Below are 17,266 nucleotides of genomic sequence, written 5' to 3'. Positions count from 1 at the left end.
GGAAAACCCCCCCCCCCCCCCCCCCCGGTGGGAGCGGGCTTGCCCCGCGATAAATTCAACCCGGCTGCTGAGTCCGCAGTTTTTCACTACGCCCACGTAGCCATTCCAAGGTCAGCAACAAGAGGACCGAGAACGCGATCAGCAGGGTCGCCGCCGCGGCAATGGTCGGGCTGAGGTTCTCGCGGATACCGCTGAACATCTGCCGAGGCAGGGTTGCCTGTTCAGGGCCGGCAAGGAACAGGGTCACCACCACTTCGTCGAACGAGGTGGCGAAGGCAAACAGCGCGCCGGAAATCACCCCGGGGGCAATCAGCGGCAAGGTCACCCGGCGGAAGGCGGTCAGTGGCGAGGCGCCAAGGCTGGCCGCCGCACGCACCAGGTTGTGGTTGAAGCCCTGCAGGGTTGCCGACACGGTGATGATGACGAACGGCACACCCAGCACCGCATGCACCAGGATCAGCGAAATGAAGCTGTTACCCATGCCCAGCGGGGCGAAGAACAGGTAGCTGGCCACACCGATGATCACCACAGGCACCACCATCGGCGAAATTACCAGGGCCATGATCAGCGACTTGCCCGGGAAATCGCCGCGGGTCAGGCCGATCGAGGCCAGGGTACCGAAGATCATCGCCAGCACGGTCGCCGCCGGGGCGACGATAATGCTGTTCTTCAACGCTCGCATCCACTCCGCTGAGGCGAAGAAGTCGTGATACCACTGCAGCGAAAAACCTTGTAGCGGGTAGACCAGGAAGCTGCCGGAGTTGAACGACAGTGGAATGATCACCAGCACCGGCAACACCAGGAACAACAGGATCAGCCCGCAGAGGATGCGCAAGCTGTAGAACCAGACCCGTTCGACGGGTGACATGTAAGGGCTCAGCATGACAACGCTCCTCAGCTCAGACGCAGGCGGCTGGCGCCGACCAGCCAGCTATAGATCAGGTACAAAATCACGGTAGCGAGCAGCAGCAAGCCGCCCAATGCTGTAGCCATGCCCCAGTTGATGCTGGTGTTGGTGTAGAACGCCACGAAGTAGCTAACCATCTGATCGTTCGGGCTGCCGAGCAGCGCCGGGGTGATGTAGTAGCCGATGGCCAGGATGAACACCAGCAGACAGCCCGCCCCTACACCTGCATAGGTCTGCGGGAAGTACACCCGCCAGAAGCTGGTGAATGGGTGGCAGCCCAGCGAGATGGCTGCACGCATGTAGGTGGGCGAGATGCCCTTCATCACGCTATAGATCGGCAGGATCATGAACGGCAACAGAATGTGCACCATGGAGATGTACACACCGGTGCGGTTGAACACCAGCTCCAGCGGCTTGTCGATGATGCCCAGGGCCATCAGTGCACTGTTGATCAAGCCGCCCGATTGCAGCAGCACGATCCAGGCGGCAACCCGAACCAGGATCGACGTCCAGAACGGCAGCAGCACCAGGATCATCAGCAGGTTGCTCTGCCGGGTTGGCAAGTTGGCCAGGAGGTACGCCAGCGGGTAGGCCAGCACCAGGCAGATGGCGGTGATGACGAAGCCCATCCACAGGGTCCGGGTAAAGATATCCAGGTAAATGGACTGGTCCGGGGTGGCCTTGGCCAGCTCGCCGAGGTCATCAATACGATGGTCCAGGGCCGCCAACAGGTAAAACGGTGTGACGCTACTGGTGTTACGGCGGATCGCCTGCCAGTAGGCCGGATCGCCCCAGCGCTCGTCCAGTTCCTGCAGTGCTTCTTTATAGGAAGCCGGCTCGGTCTTGAACGGCAAGGCTCGGGCGGTTTTTGCCAGCAGGCTGCGATAGCCGGCCAGCTCCATGTTCAGACGCTTGGAGGTGTCACCCAGGGTCTGGTTCTTGCGCGCCTGGCCGAGGTCTTCGCTCAGTGCCTTGTACACCGGCTCACCTGGCAGCCCCTTACCGTCCCACTGCGCTACCGCAGTAACGGTCTGCGGCAAGCCGGTGACCACTTCCGGGTTGCCGACGCTCTTGTAGAGCAGCGCGGCAATCGGCACCAGGAAAACCAGCAGCAGGAACAGCGCCAGCGGCGCGATCAGGGCTTGCGCCTTCCAGCGGTTGACCCGCTCGGCACGCGCCAGACGCTGCTTGAGGGTGGAACCGGCGCCTTCATTGAGGGGCACTGCGATGGCCATAGCGAACTCCGAAATCTTGAGAACAGGGAGCGTCGGCCACACACCGACGCTCCATCAGCCGACCTTACTTGGCAGCCCAGGCGTTGAAGCGTTGCTCCAGCTGCTCGCTGTTGTCAGCCCAGAAGGCGACGTCAATCTGCACCTGGTTGGCGATGTTTTCCGGGGTGGTCGGCATGTCTTTCTTGATTTCGTCGGAGAGCAGGCTCACCGCTTTGGAATTGGCCGGACCGTAGGCGATGTTTTCCGAGTAGGTCTTCTGCTGCTCAGGTTGGACTGAGTAAGCGATGAACTTCTTGGCGTCTTCAGCATTCTTCGCGCCTTTCGGAATGGCCCAGGCGTCGAAGTCGTAGATACCGCCGTTCCACACCACCTTCAGGTTGCTTTCTTTCTGCACTGCGGCGATCCGGCCGTTGTAGGCCGAGCTCATCACCACGTCACCCGAGGCCAGGTACTGTGGCGGCTGAGCGCCGGCTTCCCACCACTGGATGCTTGGCTTGAGTTCGTCGAGTTTCTTGAAGGCGCGGTCCTGGCCTTCCTTGGTGCCGAGTACCTTGTAGACATCTTTCGGCGCAACACCGTCGGCCATCAGGGCGAATTCCAGGGTGTACTTGGCGCCTTTGCGCAGGCCACGCTTGCCCGGGAACTGCTTGGTGTCCCAGAAATCGGCCCAGCTGGTCGGTGCGGTTTTCAGTTTGTCGGCGTTGTAGGCCATCACCGTGGACCACACGAAGAAGCCCACGCCGCACGGCTGGATGGCACCTGGAACATAGTCAGCCTCGTCGCCGAACAGCGCCGGATCGAGCTCCTCGAACATGCCTTCGTCACAGCCGCGCGCCAGCTCTGGCGACTCGACTTCAACCAGGTTCCAGGACACGCTCTTGGTGTCGACCATGGCTTTGACCTTGGCCATTTCACCGTTGTATTCACCCGCAACGATCTTGCCGTTGCCGGCCTTTTCCCATGGCTCGTAGAACGCTTTGGTCTGGGCTGCCTTGTTGGCGCCACCGAACGAGATCACGGTCAGGTCGGCCGCCGCCATGGCCTGGCCCGCCGCAAACAGCCCCAGGGTCAGCGCGGTCAACTTCAAGTGCTTTAGCATTATTATTCTCTCCACAGTACAGGGTTGGTGAAGCAAACCTTCAGTTGGCTTCCTGGATCGGATCAAGCGCGCGGGCGTGCTCCACTTCCCAGCCAAGCGGTACCACATCGCCCACGGCCAAGGCCGGGTCGAGTTCGGCAATCGGCTGCTTCACGAAGAAATCGGCCTTGCCGCAGACTTCCAGGCGGACCCGTACGTGGTCGCCCAGGTAGATGAATTCGGCTACCCGGCCAGAGAAACGGTTAACGCAACTTTCGCTGTGACCGTTCAGGCGTACGCGCTCGGGGCGAATCGAAAGCGTGACCGGTTCACCGCTCTGGCCGACATTGACTGCCAATGCCTCGACCTTCTCACCGCGGGCCAGTTGCACCAGGCAACGCTCACCGTCCTGACTGATCAGGCGGCCATTGATACGGTTGTTTTCACCGATGAAGTTGGCGACGAAGGTGTTCTTCGGCTCTTCATAAAGGGTGCGCGGGTCGGCGATCTGCTGGATCTCGCCCTGGTGGAATACCGCCACGCGATCAGACATGGTCAGCGCTTCGCCCTGGTCATGGGTCACATACACCACAGTGACACCCAGACGCTGATGCAGGTGCTTGATCTCCATCTGCATGTGTTCACGCAGTTGCTTGTCGAGCGCGCCGAGCGGTTCATCCATCAGCACCAGCTGCGGCTCGAACACCAGCGCCCGGGCCAGGGCCACACGCTGTTGCTGGCCACCAGACAGTTGACCGGGGTAGCGTTTGGCGAACGCATCGAGCTGGACCATGTTCAACACGCGTTTGACCCGCTCGCTGATGTCGGTCTTGCTCAGGTTGCGCACACTCAAGGGAAAGGCCAGGTTCTCGGCCACGGTCATGTGCGGGAACAGGGCGTAGTTCTGGAATACCATGCCGATGTCGCGCTTGTGCGGTGGCACGTTGTTGATCGAGCGCCCGGCCAGCTGGATCTCGCCGGCTGTCGGGGTCTCGAAGCCTGCCAGCATCATCAGGCTGGTGGTCTTGCCGGAGCCGGAGGGGCCGAGCAAGGTCAGGAACTCGCCTTTGCGAATATCCAGATTGAGGTCTTTGACGATCAACGTTTCGCCGTCATAGCTCTTCTGCACACCGCGGAAGCTGACCAGCACTTCGCCGGCTGCAGCGCTCGAATTCACCTCACTCATACCCGTACCTTCTTATTGGATGACTGCCGTGCTGACAGCCTAGTGAAGGGGCGAGGCGGCGCAAATCGGGGGTGGAGAGAGATTGGTATCAGCAGGATGGAAGGCTTGGGGTAGGGATTGCCCTACAAGGATGGCGTTTACGGGTATGACATCGCGGGGCAAGCCCGCTTCCACAGCCCCGCGATGTCGCAAACAGAACATTCAGAGCAATTTGTGCTCCATGGCGTACTTCACCAGCTCCGCCAGTGAGTTCACATTGAGCTTCTGCATCAAACGCGCTTTGTGGGTGCTGATGGTCTTGTTGCTCAGCGCCAGCTGCTGGGCAATGTCATTGACATTGGCCCCTTGGGCCAAACGTTCGAACACCGAAAACTCGCGCTCCGACAGCAGAGAATGCAGGGGCCGGGCATCAGTCAATCCAACCTCGAAAACCATGCGGTCAGCCAGGTCCGGATCAATGTAACGACCGCCGCCAGCTACCCGCCGAATGGCCGTCAACAACAAGGCCGGATCGCTGTCCTTGGTCGCGTAGCCGGCAGCACCGACCTTCAGCGCCCGCGCGGCCATCTGTGCTTCGTCATGCATCGACAGCACCAGGATCGCCGGCGGGTTGTTCAGGGCACGGATCCGCGGAATCGCCTCAAGCCCGTTGACCCCTGGCATTGAGATATCCAGCAACACCACTTCGCAGTCGGTATGACGCAGGGTCTCCAGTAGTTGCTCGCCGTTACCGGCCTCCCCCGCCACCTGCATATCCTTGGCCAGGCCAATCAACTGCTTTATGCCTTCGCGGACGATGGTGTGGTCTTCGGCAACCAGAACTCGAATCACAATACCGCTCCTATTTCAGGGGAATTCCCACGCTCAGGCTGGTGCCCTCGCCAGGTTCGCTCTCCAGGGTCATTTTTCCACCCAACATCAGTACGCGTTCACGCATCCCGACCAGGCCAAAGGAGGCCGGGCGGCTTTCATCCAGCGCAAAGCCGATACCGTCGTCAATCACAGTCAAACGCAAGGTACGACCGTCCAGACTCAAGCTGATCTGAACAGTATGCGCCTGGGCATGACGCATGACATTGGTCAACGCCTCCTGCAGGATGCGGAACAGGCCAATGGCCTTGGCATCGCTCAACGGCGGCAGGTTTTCCGGCACCTGAACCAGGCATGGAATCTGCGTGCGTGCCTCAAATCGCCGCGCCTGCCACTCGATTGCCGAGGCAATACCCGCATCCAGAATAGGCGGGCGCAGCGCTGTGGCGACATCGCGAACCAGCTGGAAGAGCTGGGCAATCAGGCGTTTCATGCTGGCCAGACGCTCGTTGAGGCCAGGATCGAGATCGGCATAGGCCAGCTCGCACATGGACGTTTCCAGTTTGAGCACGGTCAACATCTGCCCCAGTTCGTCATGTACTTCCCGGGCTATACGGGCTTTCTCTTCTTCACGAACACTTTCCAGGTGCGCGGAAAGATCACGCAGTTGCTCCTGGGAGCGCGCCAGCTCAAGCTCGGCTCGTTTGCTTTGGGTAATGTCCCAGACCACCCCGTCCCACACCACGCGGCCATCACCCAGGCTACGGGTACTGGCCTTGATATCAGCCCAGCGCTGCTCGCCATCACGCGTGAGGATGCGCCCCTGCCAGGACCAGTCGCGGTCGGTGGCCAGGGCCAGGTCCTGAACCTTGTGGTAGTCGGCCCGGTCATCCGGGTGAACCAGGTTGCGCAAGCCCATGTCCGGGTGTTGCAAGGTGGCTGGGCTATAACCGACCAATGCCTCGCTGCCTTCGCTGATATAGGGAAACTCCAGTTCGCCTGCAGCCGGGTTGCGCTCAAGGCGGAACACCAGGCCCGGAACGTTGCCGGCAATCCCCTTGAGCCTGGCTTCGCTTTCACGCAAGGCCGCCAGGGCCCGACGACGCTCGGTTACATCGGTGAGAAAGACCACTAGGTACTCGGCATCGCGAAAGCGCAGAAAGCTCAGCGACACATCCACCGGTAGCAGGCTGCCGTCGGCGCGCAGACACTGGGTTTCAAAATGCTGGGCAACATCGTTGCTGGCCCGGGCGCTTTTCCACAGCTCAAGCCAGCGGTCCATATGCAGACCGGGTTCAAAATCGATCAGCGGCCGATCGATTACCGCACCGGCAGGGTACCCGAGCATACCTTCGGCAGCCCGGTTGGCATAACGCACATGACTGTCCCAGTTGACCCAGAGAATACCCACCGTGCTCTGGTCGATGGAGAACTGACTCAGACGCAAGGCCTCTTCCCGCGCCTGACGCTGGTTGATGGTCTCCCGGGCACTCAGCAGGTTGTGCTCCAGCTGACGCAACTGGCGTCGCTGCCAGATGACGATGGCCATACTGCTGAACAACAAAGCGGCAAGCAGTAAACCCAGGTTCTGCCAGAATCCCGGCGACTCGCTCAAGCGCGGATACTTGGGTTCCAGCCAGCGCTGATGCAACTGTTCCAGGTCCTTGGCCGGAATGGCCTGTAGACCGCGTTCAAGAATGTCCGCCAACTGCGGCCAGTCGCGCCGCGAGGCGACACGAAGCAACTGGGGAAGACCAATGTCACCGACGACGGCCAGGTCGCTGAACTCGTTTTCTCGCGACAGTTGGCTTAACTGCGCTTCATCCACCACCGCGTAACGGGCTTGTTCACTGAGCACCAACTGCAAAGCCTGGCGCTCCCGGGGAACGCCTTGCAAATTGAGGTTCGAATACGTAGCGCGCAGATAGTCCGCCACTGCGCTGGGCATGCGCACCGCCACCCGCTCATTGCCAGTGAGCTTTTCAAGGTCCACTGCCACCGCCCCACTGCGTGGACCTACGATCAACTGGGGTACACGCATATAGGGGTCACTGAACAGCCACAAGCGCAGACCCGCCGGTGTCTGGGTCAGGCCGGGAGCCAGATCGACTTCGCCCGCCACCAGCGCCCGCTCAAGAGCAGCCTGATCAGGGAAGTTACGCCAGGTCAGATCTAGCCCCAGCGAGCGGCCCAACCAGTTCATCAGTTCGACATTGACCCCGTAGAGCTGCTGCAAGCGGCGATCAAACTGGGCAAACGGCGCCTGTAACACCAGCCCGACCCGCAGACTACGATGCTGCTCCAGCCACTGCTGTTGTGCAGGCTCCAGATTTACAGCAAAAGGCGTGGTTGAAGGGCTCGCCCAAACGATCAAGGACCAGCAGAAACAGCCGATAACCAACAGGCAGCGCACTGACTTCATCTAATCGCTCATCAAAGAATGGATGGCCACCGAGCATGGCCGTCCCGGACAAATACTATTAGGCTGCCGGTACTATTCTGGTATGGACCACTCCATGTTCGCACTTTATCGCACGGCGCTTCCTGCGTTTTGCCTGTCATTGATACTACCTTGTAGCGCACAAGCGGCCACAGGTGAAACACCAGAAGCAGCAACCGACGCTCCGCCGGCAGCCGTCCAGCGCCAACCGCTGATGGAGCGCAGCCAGGAAGATGCGCTGGCGCTGGAGCGGCAAGTTCCTCAAGCCGAACGACAAATGCTGCAAGCCGGCAGCGACGAGTTCCTCGCCCTCTGGAAGCCTGCCAACACCAGCGAGCCCGAGGGTGCACTGATCATCCTCGCCGGCGCAGGCGAAACGGCGGACTGGCCGAAGACGGTCGGCCCGTTGCGCCGCAAGTTTCCAGACGCAGGCTGGCATAGCCTGAGCCTGAGCCTGCCCGATCTGCTGGCTGATAGCCCACGAGCGCGCGTCGAAACCGCGCCAACCCCGAGCCAGCCAGTGGCACAAGGCCAGAGCGCACCTGCCAAGGACACGCCTGACAACGCCAATGCCAGTGTCGAGCAAGCCACGGCGGTCGAGGGTGAAGCCAGTGAAAACGCAGCCCAGGCCCAGCCTCCAGTTGACGATGACAAGGCTGATGCCGAACGCATTTTCGCCCGCCTGGATGCAGCAGTGGCTTATGCCCAGCAACACAATGCCCGCAGTATCGTTTTGCTGGGCAATGGCAGCGGCGCCTACTGGGCTGCTCGCTACCTCAGTGAACGGCAACCGGCACAGGTGCAAAAGCTGGTGATGGTTGCCGCGCAGGCACCGGCGCAGGCCGAACAGAGCCTGGACGCCCTGGCGCCCACACTGAAAGTCCCCACGGCTGATTTTTTCTACACCAACCAGGCGCAAGCCCGACGCGCTGCCGAGCAACGCTTGCAAGCCAGCAAACGACTCAAGGGTAACAACTATCGTCAGGTGGGCTTGACCGCCATGCCCGGCAACAGCACGGCGGAACAAGAGCAATTGTTTCGGCGCATCCGAGGCTGGCTCAGCCCGGAAACAAACAACTAAAAACCACGACGCTGGCGAATGATCGCATAGGCTTGGTGCAGTTCACGGGTGCGGTCAGTCGCTTCACGCACCTGGGACGGACTGGCACCACTACCGACCAGTTTGTCCGGATGGTGGCGGCTGACCAGCCGCCGATAAGCCTGTTTGATCTGGCCCGGCTCGGCGTGGGCCTCTACGCCGAGCAAGCGCAGGGCATCCTGGTAACCGAGACTGGTACTTGAGAGCGCAGCCCGCTGCGGTTCGTACTCCAGCGCCAATGCCTGGACCTTGGGCGCCGACCACCCCAACTGCTGGCCCCAGTCAAGCAACAGCTCGCGCTCGTGGCGACCTGCCCGGCCATCAGCCCAGGCCATGCGCCAGCAAGCACGCAGCATCCCTTCAGCCGCATGGGGCTGTTGCTTCAAGCGACGCAGGTAGGCGCCCAGGCGGTCTTTGCCACTCTTGCCACGGTTGAACGCCGCAATCGCCCGGCGCCGCGCCGGCTCACTCATTTCCAGGCGCTGCATCTCCTGACGCGCCTGCTGAATGTGCCCGTCGACTACCCGCCCGTCACACTTGGCCAGGCGGCCAAGCAGAACGAACAGCACCTCATCGTCTCGCAACACCGGACGTCCACCCAGGCGCTCGCGCACATGCGCCCAACTGTGCAACTGCAGACGGCGGTCCATCGCCTGACCCAGCAACGCCCCCAGCAATGCCCCGGGAATGCTGGCAATGGCGAAGCCGGCCCCGGCACCAATCACTGTGCTCGGCCACAACATTTAGCGGCGTCCTTTGATCAATTGTTCGACTTCAGCCAGACGTTCCTGCGTGCCGACATCCACCCAATGGCCGCGGTAATGCTCACCCGTGACCCGCTCCGATGCCATGGCTTCGCGTAGCAGTGGGGCCAACTTGAAGGCGCCCGCCGTACAGCCGTCGAACAGCGCTGGGTCGATGACAGCGATACCGCTGTAAGTCAGGGTGGCAGCTCCCTCATTGCCGTCACTGACCCGCCCCTGCTGCAGGCAGAAGTCGCCTTTGCCGTGATGGCCGGGGTTATCAACCAACACCAGATGGGCAAGACCGACCGGCTTTTGCGGCAAACGACTGAAGTCGTAATCAGTCCAGACGTCACCGTTGACCAGTACAAAAGGCTCATTACCCAGCAACGGCAACGCCTTGAAGATCCCGCCTCCGGTCTCCAGCGGCTCACCCTCCGGGGAATAGCTGATGCTCAAGCCCCAACCGGCACCATTGCCCAGATGAGCTTCGATCTGTGCACCAAGCCAGGCATGGTTGATCACCACTTCTTTGAAGCCCGCTGCCACCAAGGCGCGCAGGTGATACTCGATCAATGGCACACCCGCCACCGGCAACAGTGGCTTTGGGGTGTGCAAGGTCAGCGGACGCATCCGCTCGCCTTTGCCTGCAGCCAGAATCATCGCCTTCATGGGCGCGCTCCCGCTGAAGCCTGCAGGCTCTCGATCAAATCATCGAGCTCGGCCAACTCCGGCCGCCGGGCAATCACTTCGTCTATATAGGCAAAGAAGCGCGGTACGTCGGTCAGGTAGCGAGGTTTGCCATCCCGGTGGCAAATCCGCGCAAAAATACCAATGACTTTGAGGTGGCGCTGAACGCCCATCAGGTCGCTGGCACGGTGAAAGTCTGCAAAGTCAGCCTGCACAGGGATGCCTTTGGCCCGGGCTCGCTGCCAGTAATCTTTCAGCCAGTGCTCTACCCGCGCTTGCGGCCAACTCAGGAAAGCATCCTTGAACAGACAGGTAATGTCGTAGCTGACTGGGCCGTACACCGCATCCTGGAAATCCAGGACACCCGGATTGGGATCGCTGTCCATCAGGTTGCGTGGCATATAGTCGCGGTGCACCAGCACTTTCGGCTGGGCCAGGGCGCTGTCGATCAGCAGGCCGCTGATACGCTGCCAGGCGGCGAGTTGCGCGTCGGTGAAGCCCAGTCCCAGCTCGCGGCCCACATACCACTCGGGAAACAGCTCAAGCTCGCGGCGCAGCAGGGCAACATCGTAGTTCGGCAACGACGCGTCCATCGGCAACTGCTGGAAAGCCAGCAGGGCTTCGATGGCGTCATTGAACAAGCCGTCGGCATTGTCGGCATTGATCACATCGAGGTACGTCTGGGTGCCCAGGTCGCTGAGCAGCAGGAATCCGCGCTCCAGATCCTGTGCATGAATGACCGGTACATTCACCTTGGCAGTGGCCAACAAATGATCGATTTCGACAAAAGGACGGCAGTTTTCCTGCGGTGGCGGAGCATCCATTACCACAAAACTGCGGCCTTCAGCCTGCCAGCGGAAATAGCGGCGGAAGCTGGCGTCGCTACTGGCAGCAGTCAGGCTGCCGCTCGGAACAGCGCCCCAGCCCTGCGTCTTAAACAGATTCGCCAGTTGTTCTTCGAGCCAGACAGTGAGGTGTTGCAGGCGTACATCTTGATCAGGCATTACAAGGGTCTCCGACGGCGCTAGCCGTCAAGCGGGTCATGCTTTATTATCCAGCATCTTTTTCAGACCATCGAGAGGCGTGCGGCCCCACACGCGGGCAGATGGCACGCAGGAAGCCCGGACTAATAAGATGGCATTGAAATCCCCCGCGTTTCGTAAAAAATTCCCGTTGCTGGTCACCGGCGGTCTGCTGGCGCTGCAACCTCTGGCCACCTCGTACGTGGTCGCCGCAGAGCAATTCGACTGCCAAGTGTCCGCTGCCGGAGGCTGGGACTGCAAGCCCAAGACCAACGCCGCCGCACTGCCGCCACGCCCGGTGCACCCGGGTGCTGCTGCCAGCTCGACTGGCGAAGCCAGCGGTGAGGCCGGCGAAACCGTTGCTGAAACCGGCAAGGCACCGATGCTCGTTACCGAAAGCAAAGGCCGTGTCCTCAAGTCCCGCAGTGCTGACTACAGCCACCTGGACTGGGTCCCGCGTGATCAGCTGACCCCAGCCCAGCTCGCCGAAACCGGGCCGTACTGTGCCGGCGCCTATATCGAGCCGACCCGTCCGGGCATGGATGACACCACGCCGAAGGATGAAGCTCCGACCTTCATCGGTGCCAAGGTTTCCCGCTACCAGCAGGAGCAGCAGATCGCCACCCTCGCCGGTGACGTGGTCATGCGCCAGGGCAGCATGCAGGTCGAAGCCGACGAGGCCAACCTGTACCAGGCCGAGAATCGCGGCGAACTCAGCGGCAACGTCAAGATCCGTGACAACGGTTCGCTGGTGGTCGGCGATCATGCCGACATCCAGCTCGACACTGGTGAAGCCAAGGTCGACAACGCCGAATACGTGATGCACAAGTCGCGTATCCGCGGTAACGCGCTGTACGCCAAGCGTGCCGAAAACGCCGTTATTCGCCTCAAGGATGGTACTTACACCACCTGTGAGCCGAACAGCAACGCCTGGCAGCTCAAGGGCAACAACATCACCTTGAATCCGGCCACCGGCTTCGGCACCGCGACCAACGTCACCCTGCGGGTCAAGGATATTCCGGTGTTCTACACACCTTATATCTACTTCCCGATCGACGACCGTCGCCAGTCCGGCTTCCTGCCGCCGTCGTTCAGCACCAGCAGCGACACCGGTTTCATGCTGGTCACGCCGTACTACTTCAACCTGGCGCCAAACTACGACGCCACCTTGTATCCACGCTACATGGCCAAACGCGGCCTGTTGATGGAAGGCGAGTTCCGCTACCTGACCAAGTCCAGCGAAGGTCAGTTCGGCGGCGCCTACCTGAATGACAAGGAAGATGAACGCAAGCTGCAGACGGACTACGAAGAAAAGCGCTGGATGGTCAACTGGCAGCACAAGGGCGGTCTTGATGAGCGCCTGATGACTGAAGTCGATTACACCGATATCAGCGACCCGTTCTACTTCCAGGATCTGGAATCGGATCAGATTGGTGTCGAGAGCAAGGATTTCATCAACCAGCAAGGTGCATTGACCTGGCGTGGCGACAGCTACACCGCGCGCTTGAACGTGCAGGCTTATGAGCTGGCAACCATTTCGCAGATCACTCCGTATGACAAGTTGCCGCAGCTGACCCTTACCGGGATGCTGCCATTTCATCCGGGCGGCCTGGACCTCAGTTACGAAACGGAAGCTGTCCGGTTTGATCGTGATCTGAAAAACGATCTTGTGTTCAACGAGGATGGCGAGCCCGATACTTCTGCTGGTGTCGTGCAAGATGCGGACGGCAATGTCATTGGTGGCAGAAGGCTTGACGAAAACGTTTTCGGTCTGGCCCGTGCAAACGGCACCCGGTTAAATGCAGCGCCTAAAATCAGCCTGCCGCTTTCCGCGACCTACGGCTACATAACGCCGTCAATCAAGTACATGACCACTCATTACGATCTTGACCTGGACAGTAAAGGCAAGAACGACCTGGCGACCGCAAGCCCTGAGTTTGTTGATCTACAGGGTGACTTCAAAGGCACCCAAAACCGCAATGTGCCAATTTTCAGCGTAGACAGCGGCCTGTATTTCGACCGCAACACCCAGTGGTTCGGCAAAAACTATCGCCAGACCCTGGAACCACGCCTGTATTACCTGTATGTGCCTTATGAAGACCAGAAGGACATTCCAATCTTCGACTCTAGCGAGAGCACATTCAATTACAGTTCGCTGTTCCGAGATAACCGCTTCTCTGGTGTTGACCGGATTGGCGACGAGAACAAGCTGTCGCTGGGCGTGACCAACCGCTGGATCGAAGAAAACGGCTTCGAGCGTCAAACCTTCAGCATTGGCCAGGCACTGTACTTCAAAGACCGCAAAGTCCAGCTTCCAGGTATCGACTGGAAAACCCGCGATGACGCCCAGTCGGATGTATCGCCTTACGCACTTGAGTACGCCTACCGCTTCAATCGCGACTGGCGCTTCAACTCCGACTTCAACTGGGACCCGGACAGCCGCAGCACCCGCTCGGGCAGCGCGATGTTCCACTACCAGCCTGAAGACAACGTGAACAAGGTCGTGAACCTTGGTTACCGCTACCGTAATGACACGGTCTCCTACAACAGTACTACCGGCCAATGGCAAGTAGGCGGCGGCGACTACGGGACCCCAGGCAGCGAAAACTACGTCAAGGATTACTACAAGATCCAGCAACATGACTTCTCGGTCATGTGGCCGATCGTTCCACAGTGGACCGCGATCGCTCGCTGGCAGCACGACTACAACCGCAATCGTACCCTGGAAGCCTTTGGTGGCTTCGAGTACGACAACTGCTGCTGGAAACTGCGCCTGATCAACCGTTACTGGATTGATTACGACGATTTCAGCCAGGCAACTCCGCAAAACGAAAAAGGCGACCACGGCGTCTTCCTGCAGATTGTGCTGAAAGGCCTCGGCGGCGTAGTGGGCAACAAGGTCGAGTCTTTCCTCGACCAGGGCATTCAAGGTTATCGTACACGTGAAGACCAAGCTTACTGATTGTCTGCGCCCGCTGTTGCTGGGCGCTGTATTGCTGACCGGCACGGCGCATGCCGCCGTGCAAACCCTGGACAGCGTTGTGGCCATCGTTGACAACGACGTGGTGATGAAGAGCCAACTGGACAGCCGCGTGCGTGAAGTCCAGCAGACCATCGCCAAGCGTGGCGGCTCCGTGCCACCCGCTGGCGTGCTCGATCAGCAGGTGCTCGAACGCCTGATCGTCGAGAATCTGCAACTGCAGATCGGCGATCGTTCCGGCATTCGCATCACTGATGAGGAACTGAACCAGGCCATCGGTACCATTGCCCAGCGCAACGGGATGAGCCTTGAGCAGTTCCGCGCAGCTCTGGCCCATGACGGTCTGTCCTATGAGGATGCCCGTGAGCAGGTGCGTCGCGAGATGATCATCAGCCGCGTACGTCAGCGCCGTGTGGCTGAGCGTATCCAGGTCTCGGAGCAGGAAGTGAAGAACTTCCTCGCCTCGGACCAGGGCCAGATGCAACTGTCGGAAGAATGGCGACTGGCCAACATCCTGATCCCGACGCCGGAAAGCGCCAACTCGGCGCAAATCCAGGCGGCGGCCCAGAAGGCCGGCGAGGTGTACACACGCCTGAAGAGCGGCGCAGACTTCGGCCAGATGGCAATCGCCAACTCCGCCAGCGAAAACGCCCTGGAAGGCGGCGACATGGGCTGGCGTAAAGCCGGTCAACTGCCGCCTGACTTCGCCAAGTTGCTCAGTGGTCTGAGCGTCGGCGAAGTGACTCAACCGCTGCGTATTCCAACCGGTTTCATCATCATCAAGATGCAGGAAAAACGTGGCGGCGGCGGAGCCACCATGCGTGACGAAGTACATGTCCGTCACATCCTGATCAAGCCAAGCGAGATTCGCAGCGAAGAGGCCACCAAGGCGCTGGCGGAAAAACTCTACGAGCGCATCCAGAACGGCGAAGACTTCGCCCAGCTGGCGAAGAGCTTCTCCGAAGACCCGGGTTCTGCCCTCAACGGCGGCGACCTGAACTGGATCGACCCGAACGCACTGGTGCCCGAGTTCCGCGAGGAAATGGCCGCTGCCCAGCAAGGCCAGGTGACCAAGCCGTTCAAGACCCAGTACGGCTGGCACGTTCTGGAAGTCCTTGGCCGTCGCGCCACGGACAGCACCGAACAGGCTCGCGAGCAACAAGCGATGAACGTACTGCGTAACCGCAAGTACGATGAAGAGCTGCAAACCTGGCTGCGTCAGATCCGTGACGAAGCCTACGTTGAAATCAAGCTTCCTGGCGCCGATCAGGCCTCCCAGTGAAACTTCAGCGCTTCGCCCTCACACCCGGCGAGCCGGCCGGCATAGGCCCTGACCTGTGCCTGCTGCTTGCCGCGCAAGCCCAGCCTCACCCCCTGATTGCCATCACCAGCCGTGACCTGCTCGCCGAGCGGGCCACGCAACTGGGCGTGGCTGTCAGCCTGTTGCCAGTGACGCCCGCTGCCTTTCCCGACCAGCCTGCTCCAGCCGGCAGCCTGTATGTCTGGGATACGCCGCTGCAGAACCCGGTGGTGGCTGGTCAGCTGGACAAAGCCAATGCCGCTTTTGTGCTGGACACGCTGACCCGCGCTGGCCAGGGCTGCCTGGACGGACATTTTGCCGGAATGATCACCGCGCCCGTACACAAGGGCGTGATCAACGAGAGCGGTATCGCCTTTTCCGGCCACACCGAGTTCCTCGCTGACCTTACCAGCACCGCACAGGTGGTCATGATGCTGGCCACTCGTGGCCTGCGTGTAGCCCTGGTGACCACTCACCTGCCCTTGCGCGATGTCGCCGACGCCATTACCCCGGAACGCCTGGAACGGGTCACGCGCATCCTGCATGCCGACCTGCAGCAAAAATTTGGCATCGCCAATCCGCGCATCCTGGTCTGCGGCCTGAACCCGCACGCCGGCGAAGGTGGCCACCTGGGCCATGAAGAAATCGACACCATTGAACCCACATTGGCGCGCTTGCGCAGCGAAGGCATGGACCTGCGTGGCCCCCTGCCTGCCGATACCCTGTTTACCCCAAAATATCTGGAGCACTGTGACGCAGTGCTGGCGATGTACCACGACCAGGGCTTGCCCGTACTCAAGTACAAGGGCTTTGGCGCCGCAGTGAATGTGACCCTGGGCCTGCCGATCATCCGCACGTCGGTCGACCACGGCACCGCCCTGGATCTGGCCGGCAGCGGCAAGATCGACACCGGCAGCCTGCAAGTCGCCCTGGAAACCGCCTACCAGATGGCCGAGACCCGACGATGAGTGAGCAATACCAACACCGGGCGCGCAAGCGCTTCGGCCAGAATTTCCTGCACGACGCTGGCGTTATCGACCGCATCCTGCGCTCGATCCACGCCAAGGCGGGCGACCGTATGCTGGAAATCGGCCCGGGCCAGGGTGCCCTGACCGAAGGCCTGCTGAACAGCGGCGCCCAGCTTGACGTGGTCGAGCTGGACAAGGACCTGGTGCCGATCCTCAACCAGCAATTCGCTGGCCGCGACAACTTCCGCCTGCACCAGGGCGACGCGCTGAAGTTCGACTTCACCAGCCTGGGCGCAGCGCCGAACAGCCTACGTGTGGTCGGCAACCTGCCGTACAACATCTCCACACCGCTGATCTTCCACCTGCTGGCCAATGCCGAGCTGATCCGCGACATGCACTTCATGTTGCAGAAGGAAGTGGTCGAGCGCCTGGCCGCCGGCCCTGGCGGCGGTGACTGGGGTCGTCTGTCGATCATGGTGCAGTACCACTGCCGGGTCGAACACCTGTTCAACGTCGGCCCTGGCGCATTCAACCCGCCGCCCAAGGTCGACTCGGCCATCGTTCGTCTGGTCCCGCACGAGACCCTGCCGCACCCGGCCAAGGATCACCGCCTGCTTGAGCGCATCGTTCGCGAAGCCTTCAACCAGCGCCGCAAGACCCTGCGCAACACCCTCAAGGCCCTGCTCAGCAGCGACGCCATCGAAGCCGCTGGTGTTGATGGCAGCTTGCGCCCGGAACAACTGGACCTGGCCGCCTTTGTCCGCCTCGCTGACAAGCTGGCCGAGCAACAAGGCAGTCACTAAGCTGC

At 60.8% G+C, this 17,266-nt stretch carries 14 protein-coding genes; 5 read left to right on the top strand and 9 right to left on the bottom strand.

Features of this window, described 5'->3' with window-relative positions; all coding sequences use genetic code 11:
• Positions 1-55: 55 nt before the first annotated feature.
• The 6 genes from ACO6VD_RS23555 to ACO6VD_RS23530 all read right to left on the bottom strand — a co-directional run bounded on the left by ACO6VD_RS23555 (position 56) and on the right by ACO6VD_RS23530 (position 7,638).
• Positions 56-883, bottom strand: coding sequence for an ABC transporter permease (locus ACO6VD_RS23555; RefSeq protein WP_400171001.1), 828 nt, complete (start codon positions 881-883; stop codon positions 56-58).
• 11 nt (positions 884-894) lie between these two features.
• Positions 895-2,142 carry an ABC transporter permease gene (locus tag ACO6VD_RS23550; protein WP_422422378.1) on the bottom strand — a complete coding sequence of 416 codons (1,248 nt, stop codon included), beginning with the start codon at positions 2,140-2,142 and terminating at the stop codon, positions 895-897.
• A 64-nt stretch (positions 2,143-2,206) separates the two neighbouring features.
• On the bottom strand, positions 2,207-3,241 hold the full coding sequence (locus ACO6VD_RS23545; RefSeq protein WP_422422377.1) for an ABC transporter substrate-binding protein: 1,035 nt from the start codon (positions 3,239-3,241) through the stop codon (positions 2,207-2,209).
• 40 nt (positions 3,242-3,281) lie between these two features.
• Positions 3,282-4,406, bottom strand: a complete 1,125-nt coding sequence (locus ACO6VD_RS23540; RefSeq protein WP_422422376.1) for an ABC transporter ATP-binding protein — start codon at positions 4,404-4,406, stop codon at positions 3,282-3,284.
• 201 nt (positions 4,407-4,607) lie between these two features.
• The gene (locus ACO6VD_RS23535) at positions 4,608-5,240 is read right to left on the bottom strand and encodes a response regulator transcription factor (protein WP_342625580.1); all 633 of its coding nucleotides are present in this window, start codon (positions 5,238-5,240) and stop codon (positions 4,608-4,610) included.
• Positions 5,241-5,247: 7 nt separating this feature from the next.
• Entirely contained in the window at positions 5,248-7,638 is a 2,391-nt protein-coding gene (locus ACO6VD_RS23530; RefSeq protein WP_422422375.1) for a PAS domain-containing sensor histidine kinase, read from the bottom strand.
• A 94-nt stretch (positions 7,639-7,732) separates the two neighbouring features.
• Here ACO6VD_RS23530 and ACO6VD_RS23525 point away from each other — a divergent pair, with 94 nt between their 5' ends.
• A complete protein-coding gene (locus tag ACO6VD_RS23525) occupies positions 7,733-8,737 on the top strand; it encodes an alpha/beta hydrolase family protein (RefSeq protein ID WP_422422374.1) in 1,005 nt (334 codons plus the stop codon).
• Here ACO6VD_RS23525 and ACO6VD_RS23520 read toward each other — a convergent pair.
• The 3 genes from ACO6VD_RS23520 to ACO6VD_RS23510 are packed head-to-tail and all read right to left on the bottom strand — an operon-like array spanning position 8,734 to position 11,192.
• Positions 8,734-9,498: a TerB family tellurite resistance protein gene (locus tag ACO6VD_RS23520; RefSeq protein ID WP_422422373.1), complete on the bottom strand. Its 765-nt coding sequence runs from the start codon at positions 9,496-9,498 to the stop codon at positions 8,734-8,736. The two genes, ACO6VD_RS23525 and ACO6VD_RS23520, sit on opposite strands and share 4 nt — an antisense overlap.
• Positions 9,499-10,170 carry an N-acetylmuramate alpha-1-phosphate uridylyltransferase MurU gene (gene murU, locus ACO6VD_RS23515; protein WP_422422372.1) on the bottom strand — a complete coding sequence of 224 codons (672 nt, stop codon included), beginning with the start codon at positions 10,168-10,170 and terminating at the stop codon, positions 9,499-9,501.
• Complete coding sequence (locus ACO6VD_RS23510) at positions 10,167-11,192, bottom strand: aminoglycoside phosphotransferase family protein (protein WP_422422371.1); 1,026 nt, start codon at positions 11,190-11,192, stop codon at positions 10,167-10,169. Before ACO6VD_RS23510 ends, murU begins: the two co-directional genes overlap by 4 nt.
• A 130-nt stretch (positions 11,193-11,322) precedes the next feature.
• Between ACO6VD_RS23510 and ACO6VD_RS23505 the strand changes: the two genes are divergently transcribed.
• Genes ACO6VD_RS23505 through rsmA form a run of 4 tightly spaced genes read left to right on the top strand, consistent with a single transcriptional unit; the run spans position 11,323 to position 17,261 of the window.
• Positions 11,323-14,172: an LPS-assembly protein LptD gene (locus ACO6VD_RS23505; protein WP_422422370.1), complete on the top strand. Its 2,850-nt coding sequence runs from the start codon at positions 11,323-11,325 to the stop codon at positions 14,170-14,172.
• Positions 14,153-15,472 (top strand): peptidylprolyl isomerase SurA, encoded by a 1,320-nt coding sequence (gene surA, locus ACO6VD_RS23500; RefSeq protein ID WP_422422369.1) that lies wholly within the window; start codon positions 14,153-14,155, stop codon positions 15,470-15,472. The genes ACO6VD_RS23505 and surA overlap by 20 nt, the downstream gene beginning before the upstream one ends.
• Positions 15,469-16,458, top strand: coding sequence for a 4-hydroxythreonine-4-phosphate dehydrogenase PdxA (pdxA, locus tag ACO6VD_RS23495; RefSeq protein ID WP_422422368.1), 990 nt, complete (start codon positions 15,469-15,471; stop codon positions 16,456-16,458). Before surA ends, pdxA begins: the two co-directional genes overlap by 4 nt.
• Positions 16,455-17,261 carry a 16S rRNA (adenine(1518)-N(6)/adenine(1519)-N(6))-dimethyltransferase RsmA gene (rsmA, locus tag ACO6VD_RS23490; RefSeq protein WP_422422367.1) on the top strand — a complete coding sequence of 269 codons (807 nt, stop codon included), beginning with the start codon at positions 16,455-16,457 and terminating at the stop codon, positions 17,259-17,261. Before pdxA ends, rsmA begins: the two co-directional genes overlap by 4 nt.
• Positions 17,262-17,266: the final 5 nt, after the last annotated feature.

This window comes from Pseudomonas sp. GZD-222, from assembly GCF_049310525.1.
In the GTDB taxonomy this organism is placed as follows: Bacteria; Pseudomonadota; Gammaproteobacteria; order Pseudomonadales; family Pseudomonadaceae; genus Aquipseudomonas.
This window is presented reverse-complemented; position numbering and strand designations above follow the sequence as displayed.